Origin of the sequence: Exiguobacterium sp. S22-S28 (assembly GCF_043359615.1) — a bacterium.
In the GTDB taxonomy this organism is placed as follows: Bacteria; Bacillota; Bacilli; order Exiguobacteriales; family Exiguobacteriaceae; genus Exiguobacterium_A.
Genome location: NZ_JBHFFC010000032.1, coordinates 34,758 through 41,650, shown reverse-complemented (window position 1 = coordinate 41,650; position 6,893 = coordinate 34,758). Strand labels below are relative to the sequence as shown.

Below are 6,893 nucleotides of genomic sequence, written 5' to 3'. Positions count from 1 at the left end.
ATGCAGGTCGGTTTTTTTGTACTTTAAATTGGAAAGGACTGTACGAATATGAAAGGTCGGATGCCGATTGTTGAAGCACTGTATGCTCATGTAGAAAGGAAAGCTGTTTCTTGGCACGTTCCCGGTCATAAAAACGGAACATTACTAAAGGGCTTACCTTCTTTTTTGGAATGGGATAAAACAGAGTTGAATGGTTTAGATGATTTTCATCATCCAGAAGAAGCCATCTACGAAGCAAAACTTTTGTTGCGTCAAATCTATGATGCCTCGGACAGTCATTTTTTGGTGAATGGATCGACTGTCGGAAATTGGGCAATGTTAGCGGCGGTTGCGAGTCGTGGAGACCGGATCTATGTGCAGCGGAATTCGCATAAGTCTGTTTTTAATGCATTGGAATGGTTGGGGTTATCCCCCGTTTTAATGGAGCCGGACTACCATGCAACAGGAATCAGTGGGAATGTTTCACGTGAAACATTAGAAGAGGCCTTGAAGCTGTATCCTGGCGGAGTAGCAGTCTTTTTGACGTCACCGACTTATTATGGAGAGACGGCTGACATTGATGAATGGGTTCAATTGACAAAGTCGCACGGGTTACCTTTACTCGTCGACGAAGCACACGGTGCCCATTTTGGAGAAGCTTTTGGAATTCGCTCTGCCTTCGAGATAGGTGCAACCGCTGTTGTTCAATCCGCCCATAAGACCTTACCTGCATTGACGATGGGGGCTTGGATCCATGAACGTTTCACGGATGACGAACGAAGACGGCTAACACGTGCGCTTCAAGCCTTTCAAACGTCCAGTCCGTCCTACTTGTTGATGGCTTCACTTGATTTTGCCCGCGATTACCGTCAACAATTTACGGTTGAACAGATGTTGAAAGTACGGAACAGCCATGAGCGCTTTCACCAACAACTCAATCAACACACTGAGTTGGACGTATTTACGTTTGATGATTGGTCGCGGATGATTGTGTCCTGCCGCGGGTATTCCGGGAATCAAGTATTAGCAGCATTGGCTAAGCAGGGTATAGATGCAGAGTTTGCTCTCGGAGAACATGTCGTTTGTATTTTACCTTTGCGGATCATACCGGAATCAGAACGTCATGCATGGATCGAACAAATCAAACAAGCACTCGATATGATGAAAACAGAAGGAATTCCCGATAAAAGGTATATGGAACAACCTATTATGGGTAAAATAAAGGTATCATCACTTGCTTGTCCACTCGATCAACTGGAACGTACCGTGGCAGTCGAACGGTCTTTTGAAGAGGCAGTTGATTCTGTTTCACTTGAGACAATCATTCCCTATCCCCCTGGAGTACCACTCTTACTACGGGGTGAACGGGTGACGCAAGCACACATCGAAATGATGAAGCAGTATATGACCACATCCGTCCATCTCCAAGGTGGGGAGCTTCTATATGAAGGGAAATTGCGTGTGATACAGGAAGGAATTACAGAATGATAGGGACTTTTATTACCGTAGAGGGGCCAGATGGCGCCGGGAAAACGACTCAATTACAACTACTTGCAGATTATTTGAAAGCCGAAGGATATGAAATCGTGATGACGCGGGAACCGGGTGGCACACGAATCGGTAATGAAATTCGATCTCTGATTTTGAATCCGGATTTTAAAGAAATGGATGAGATGACCGAAATTCTACTGTACGCGGCGTCACGCGCGCAACATGTCAATGAATTGATCCGCCCGGCCCTTGAAGCCGGTAAAATCGTGTTATGTGACCGGTTTATCGATGCATCGATTGCTTATCAAGGATATGGACTAGGTTATTCCATTGAACAGGTTCAGGAAATCAACCGACAAGCCACAAATGATTTAACACCCGATCGGACGTATCTGTTTGACTTGACGGTCGCGGATTCGAAACGACGGATGGTGGAGCGGGGGGCGCTGGACCGGATTGAACAACGAGATGACGATTTCCGACAACGGGTTTACGAAGGATTTTTGACATTAGCCGAACAGGAGCCGGAGCGGATTCAACTGGTGGACGCCAACCACTCAATCGATGACTTACAACAAATCTTGCGTCAGGATGTCCTGACCTATTTAGAGAAAAGGGAGCGATTATCATGAAAATGGTTATTACGATTGTTCAAGATAAAGACAGCTTACGTTTAGCAGAAGCATTGGTCGAACATGATTTCCGAGCGACAAAACTTGCAACGACGGGTGGATTCTTGAAAGAGGGAAACACGACGTTCATGATTGGTGTTCAGAGTGAACGTCTGGATGACTTGATGCGTCTGATTAAAAAGAATTGTTCGAGCCGGGAACAGATGGTTTCGCCAATCTCCCCAATGGGCGGTCATGCTGATTCATATATCCCTTATCCTGTTGAAGTACAGGTGGGTGGAGCGACGGTGTTCGTCTTGCCAATCGAAGGGTTTCATCAATTCTGATGCAAACATTCCATGAACTAGAACAAACACAATCGGTCATCGCGACCATTTTACAAAACTCGTTACGGACCAATCGGATCAATCATGCTTATATCTTTACGGGGGACTATGAGCCGCTTCTTTTGGAGGCGGCTCAGTTGTTCGCCAAGAGTCTGTTTTGTGAGAAAAAAGATCAAATCGAGCCGTGTCAAACATGCCGGAGTTGCCGCCGGATGGACAGTGGAAACTTGGTCGACTACTATCAAATCGAACCGGATGGGGCGACCATCAAAAAGGAACAGATCCAGCAGTTGATACATGATCTGTCGTTGCGTGGTCTCGAAGGGGATCGCCAAATCTATGTCGTGACACAGTCGCATAAGATGACGCCGCAAGCCGCGAACAGTTTATTGAAGTTCTTTGAAGAACCAGGTGCGGGGAAAATAGCAATTTTAATCACGAATCAGCCACAACTGTTGTTGCCGACGATTCGTTCACGCGGTCAATTGTTAAGTTTTCGACCGGCGGATCGTCTGTTGATTGGACAGGTCTTATCCGAAAAAACGGGACGGGATAGCGAATTAACCCAACTCGCTGCACGGGTCTATCCGAAAATCGAGGATGCGGAGCAGGCATTGGTCGAAGACTGGTTTGTAAATGCGCGAGTGTCAGTGTTACAATTGATGGAGGAATTAGCGAATCGTCCGGCTGATTTGCCCCTGTTCGTCCAAGAGAAATGGATCACTCAATTTAAAAACCGGCAAGATGCCCGGATTGGTCTGGAACTGGTGACGTGTTTCTTTGAAGATGTCCTGCATCTCAAACTGAATCCGTCATGGGAAATGATCACCTATGCAAACAGCCGACCATTACTTGAACAGATGGGTGGAAAAAGTCAGACGACGATCACACGTTGGTTGCAGGCAGTACTCGCAGCCGTTAAACGGATCGAAGCAAATGTTAATCCTCAATTAACAGTTGAGCGTCTCATGTTTGACTTACAGAAAGGGTAGAGCGATATGCTAGAAGTAGTAGGCGTTCGCTTTAAAGAAGCGGGCAAAATTTATTATTTTGCACCTGGACAAGAGTCATTATCACGAGGACAATCCGTCATCGTTGAGACAGTGCGGGGCATTGAATATGGTGAAGTGGTAATTGCCGATAAACAAATGGACGAAGATGATGTGGTCTTGCCGCTGAAATCGATTCTTCGCGTCGCGGATGATAAAGACGCGATGATTGTCCGTGAAAATAAAATGGCGGCGTTTGATGCGCACGCTGTCTGTGTCGAAAAAATTCGTGAGCACAAGCTCGATATGAAATTAGTCGACGTCGAATATACATTTGATCGAAATAAAGTCATTTTCTATTTCACAGCGGAAGGTCGTGTCGACTTCCGTGAACTCGTCAAAGATTTAGCCGCGGTCTTCCGGACCCGGATTGAATTACGTCAAATCGGCGTACGGGATGAAGCGAAATTGCTTGGTGGAATCGGTCCATGCGGCCGCGTCCTCTGTTGTTCTTCTTTCTTAGGAGAATTTGAACCCGTCTCGATCAAGATGGCAAAAGATCAAAATCTATCCTTAAATCCAACCAAGATTTCTGGTGTGTGCGGTCGTTTGATGTGTTGTCTCAAATACGAAAATGACACGTACGAAGAAATGCGACGCGATTTGCCGGATTACGGAAAACGTCTGACCGTTCCTGAAGGGGAAGGACGGGTCGTTGGTCTGAATATCCTCGATCAAATCGTCCAAATCGAATTAAAAGACCGTTCCCGGGTCCTCACATACTCGATGGAGGAATTACTGTCCGTCGGTGCCGTAAAACAAAAACGACCAAAAGAATGACGGGGTGCATACGCGTGGAGAGAGTCGATAAAAAAGAAATCATTACGCGTGTTGATGCGATCGAGCAACAGATTCACTTGCTGACGGAGCATCTGAGCGTGTTAAAAGATCAGCTTGCTTATATGATGGAGGAGAATCAACACCTTTATCTTGAGAATCATCACCTCCGTGAGAAAGTGGAGCGTGATGAACAACAACCGATCACGGAAGAAGCGGAAGCCGAAGCTGGGATTGGAGCCGGTTATGACAATTTAGGACGGCTCTATCAAGAAGGGTTCCATATTTGTAACCTGCATTATGGTCAAGTCCGGAAAGACGGAGACTGTCTGTTCTGCTTGTCCATGTTAACGAAACATTGAGAGGCTGACTTCCTAGGAGTCAGTCTTTTTTTAAGAAAGGAAGAACTGTATGGCTGAATTATTATCAGATGAGCGACTCGATCATCTGCTTGGAAAAGAAGGACACATCATTCAAAGTCCCAGCGTCTTTTCGTATTCGCTTGATGCCGCGTTACTCGCACAATTTGCCTGGGTACCGATCCAACAAGGGAACTTAGTGGATCTTTGCGCCGGCAACGGGGCCATTCCATTATTTTTATCGTATCGGACCAAAGGAACGATCACAGGTCTTGAAATTCAACCGCGTCTCGTCGACATGGCGCGGCGCAGCATCGCGTTTAACGAGAAACAGGACCAGTTGAAGATGGTTGAAGGAGATGTCAAGGAAGCGGGAAAACAGTTGGGATATGGTCTGTATGATGCCGTCACGTGTAACCCTCCGTATTTCTTGGCCAACGAATCTTCGAACCGGAACCAGAGTGAACATTATACGATTGCCCGTCACGAAGTCTTATGTACACTCGAAGATTGTATCCGGTCGGCCGCCGATCTTTTGAAACAGGGCGGAAAAACGGCATTTGTTCATCGTCCGGAGCGTCTGCTCGACATCGTGACCTTGATGCGTCAGTACCGGATTGAACCGAAGCGGATGCAATTGATTTATCCGAAAGAGGGCAAAGAAGCGAACATGCTGTTGATTGAAGGAATCAAAGACGCCAAACCGGGTTTGAAAGTATTACCTCCATTCATCGTTTATGAACAGGATGATACGTATACGCAGCAGATGCGGAACCAGTTCGATGTCTGAGCACTACGCCGTCTATATCGTCCGTTGTCGGGACGGCAGTCTCTATACCGGGTATGCTGTCGATGTCGAAAAACGGTTGGCGACACATAATGCCGGACAAGGGGCAAAATACACCCGGGCCAGACTGCCGGTCGTGCTCGAATATACCGAAACCTTCACGACGAAGTCAGATGCCTTGAAGCGAGAGTATGCAATCAAACAACTGACACGGACCAAAAAGGAACAACTCATTCAAGAAGGGATGGCATCGTATGAAAGCAACCAGCAGTTTTAAAGGACAAACGGCGGGACTGTACATCGTTCCGACGCCGATCGGAAACTTAGAAGACATGACATACCGGGCTGTCCGGATTTTACAAGAGTCGGATCTCGTCGCGGCGGAAGATACACGACAAACGATGAAACTCTTTAATCATTTTGAGATTGAGACGAAACTCGTCAGTTACCATGAACACAATAAACAGGTCAGCGGAGCACGTTTGCTCGCGGACTTACAGGACGGAAAACAAGTCGCACTCGTCTCAGATGCCGGCATGCCAGGGATTTCCGATCCGGGCAGTGATTTGATTCGATCGGCGATTGACGCCGATGTACCAGTCATCGTCTTACCCGGTGCCAATGCAGCCTTGACGGCACTTGTCGCATCCGGTCTTGCGACGGAACGGTTCCTCTATTACGGATTTTTACCGCGTAAGAAAAAAGAGCGCCGGGAGGCACTGGAGACGGTTCGGTATGAAAGTGGGACATTGATTTTTTATGAAGCACCTCACCGCCTGAAAGAGATGCTTGGCGCGTTGCGTGATATACTTGGTGACCGTCAGCTGACGTTAGCCCGGGAACTGACGAAACGGTATGAGGAATACATCCGTGGATCGGTGACGGAAGCTCTGGAGTGGGCTGCGGAAGAGGTCCGCGGTGAATTTGTTGTCATCGTTGAAGGATCAACCGAGGAGCGACCGACTGAAGTCGCGCAAGAAGCCGATCCGCTGCAACAAATCGAGCGGTATATTGCAGAAGGTGAAAAACCGAATGCTGCCCTGAAACGAGTTGCCAAAGAGCGGGGACTCGATCGTCAGGAATTGTACCTGCGTTATCATGAATCGTAAAAAAAGAAGCGACTCCATGTGGAATCGCTTCTTTTGCTTATTCGTTTCCTGCGTAATGACGGTCGAGGAAATCTTTTAACTCAACGAGGACACGTTGTGCGCCGTCTGGAGAGAGAATTAATTTACCATCTGCCAATTTGAAGTTATCTTCTGATACTTCGCCTGTTACTTGGCAAGTCATGTTTGGTTTGTATTTTTTAAGGATGATCTGCTCGTTGTCGACATAAATCTCAAGCGCATCCTTCTCTGCGATTTGAAGTGTCCGACGGAGTTCGATTGGAATAACGACCCGGCCGAGCTCGTCTACTTTACGTACAATACCTGTTGATTTCATTTTGTTGTTCCTCCTCTGATGTCTAGGTTCTCTTTTTTTTTGGAAAATCG

General features: G+C 47.0%; 10 protein-coding genes. 9 read left to right on the top strand and 1 reads right to left on the bottom strand.

The features are described 5' to 3' along the window. Positions 1-48 precede the first annotated feature (48 nt). Genes ACHA8N_RS15710 through rsmI form a run of 9 tightly spaced genes read left to right on the top strand, consistent with a single transcriptional unit; the run spans position 49 to position 6,509 of the window. On the top strand, positions 49-1,467 hold the full coding sequence (locus ACHA8N_RS15710) for an aminotransferase class I/II-fold pyridoxal phosphate-dependent enzyme (RefSeq protein ID WP_393966264.1): 1,419 nt from the start codon (positions 49-51) through the stop codon (positions 1,465-1,467). Next, positions 1,464-2,102, top strand: coding sequence for a dTMP kinase (gene tmk, locus ACHA8N_RS15705; RefSeq protein ID WP_393966263.1), 639 nt, complete (start codon positions 1,464-1,466; stop codon positions 2,100-2,102). Before ACHA8N_RS15710 ends, tmk begins: the two co-directional genes overlap by 4 nt. Further along, positions 2,099-2,428: a cyclic-di-AMP receptor gene (locus ACHA8N_RS15700; protein WP_012368937.1), complete on the top strand. Its 330-nt coding sequence runs from the start codon at positions 2,099-2,101 to the stop codon at positions 2,426-2,428. Before tmk ends, ACHA8N_RS15700 begins: the two co-directional genes overlap by 4 nt. Next, the gene (locus ACHA8N_RS15695) at positions 2,428-3,420 is read left to right on the top strand and encodes a DNA polymerase III subunit delta' (protein WP_393966262.1); all 993 of its coding nucleotides are present in this window, start codon (positions 2,428-2,430) and stop codon (positions 3,418-3,420) included. The genes ACHA8N_RS15700 and ACHA8N_RS15695 overlap by 1 nt, the downstream gene beginning before the upstream one ends. A gap of 6 nt (positions 3,421-3,426) precedes the next feature. Next, positions 3,427-4,257, top strand: coding sequence for a PSP1 domain-containing protein (locus tag ACHA8N_RS15690; protein ID WP_026827009.1), 831 nt, complete (start codon positions 3,427-3,429; stop codon positions 4,255-4,257). Then, on the top strand, positions 4,254-4,616 hold the full coding sequence (gene yabA / locus ACHA8N_RS15685; RefSeq protein WP_147512655.1) for a DNA replication initiation control protein YabA: 363 nt from the start codon (positions 4,254-4,256) through the stop codon (positions 4,614-4,616). Before ACHA8N_RS15690 ends, yabA begins: the two co-directional genes overlap by 4 nt. Positions 4,617-4,665: 49 nt before the next feature. Beyond that, the gene (locus ACHA8N_RS15680; RefSeq protein WP_393966261.1) at positions 4,666-5,403 is read left to right on the top strand and encodes a tRNA1(Val) (adenine(37)-N6)-methyltransferase; all 738 of its coding nucleotides are present in this window, start codon (positions 4,666-4,668) and stop codon (positions 5,401-5,403) included. Then, complete coding sequence (locus ACHA8N_RS15675; RefSeq protein ID WP_393966260.1) at positions 5,396-5,677, top strand: GIY-YIG nuclease family protein; 282 nt, start codon at positions 5,396-5,398, stop codon at positions 5,675-5,677. The genes ACHA8N_RS15680 and ACHA8N_RS15675 overlap by 8 nt, the downstream gene beginning before the upstream one ends. Beyond that, positions 5,655-6,509, top strand: a complete 855-nt coding sequence (rsmI, locus tag ACHA8N_RS15670) for a 16S rRNA (cytidine(1402)-2'-O)-methyltransferase (protein WP_147512652.1) — start codon at positions 5,655-5,657, stop codon at positions 6,507-6,509. The genes ACHA8N_RS15675 and rsmI overlap by 23 nt, the downstream gene beginning before the upstream one ends. Before the next feature lie 37 nt (positions 6,510-6,546). Here the strand turns inward: rsmI and ACHA8N_RS15665 are convergent, their stop codons facing one another. Continuing rightward, entirely contained in the window at positions 6,547-6,843 is a 297-nt protein-coding gene (locus tag ACHA8N_RS15665) for a transition state genes transcriptional regulator AbrB (protein ID WP_012368944.1), read from the bottom strand. Positions 6,844-6,893 lie beyond the last annotated feature (50 nt).

What these genes read in the sequence shown, in the direction of transcription:
- ACHA8N_RS15710 (WP_393966264.1), top strand. Translation starts at nt 49, where the DNA reads ATGAAAGGTCGGATGCCGATTGTTGAAGCACTGTATGCTCATGTAGAA.
- tmk (WP_393966263.1), top strand. Translation starts at nt 1,464, where the DNA reads ATGATAGGGACTTTTATTACCGTAGAGGGGCCAGATGGCGCCGGGAAA.
- ACHA8N_RS15700 (WP_012368937.1), top strand. Translation starts at nt 2,099, where the DNA reads ATGAAAATGGTTATTACGATTGTTCAAGATAAAGACAGCTTACGTTTA.
- ACHA8N_RS15695 (WP_393966262.1), top strand. Translation starts at nt 2,428, where the DNA reads ATGCAAACATTCCATGAACTAGAACAAACACAATCGGTCATCGCGACC.
- ACHA8N_RS15690 (WP_026827009.1), top strand. Translation starts at nt 3,427, where the DNA reads ATGCTAGAAGTAGTAGGCGTTCGCTTTAAAGAAGCGGGCAAAATTTAT.
- yabA (WP_147512655.1), top strand. Translation starts at nt 4,254, where the DNA reads ATGACGGGGTGCATACGCGTGGAGAGAGTCGATAAAAAAGAAATCATT.
- ACHA8N_RS15680 (WP_393966261.1), top strand. Translation starts at nt 4,666, where the DNA reads ATGGCTGAATTATTATCAGATGAGCGACTCGATCATCTGCTTGGAAAA.
- ACHA8N_RS15675 (WP_393966260.1), top strand. Translation starts at nt 5,396, where the DNA reads ATGTCTGAGCACTACGCCGTCTATATCGTCCGTTGTCGGGACGGCAGT.
- rsmI (WP_147512652.1), top strand. Translation starts at nt 5,655, where the DNA reads ATGAAAGCAACCAGCAGTTTTAAAGGACAAACGGCGGGACTGTACATC.
- ACHA8N_RS15665 (WP_012368944.1), bottom strand. Translation starts at nt 6,843, where the DNA reads ATGAAATCAACAGGTATTGTACGTAAAGTAGACGAGCTCGGCCGGGTC.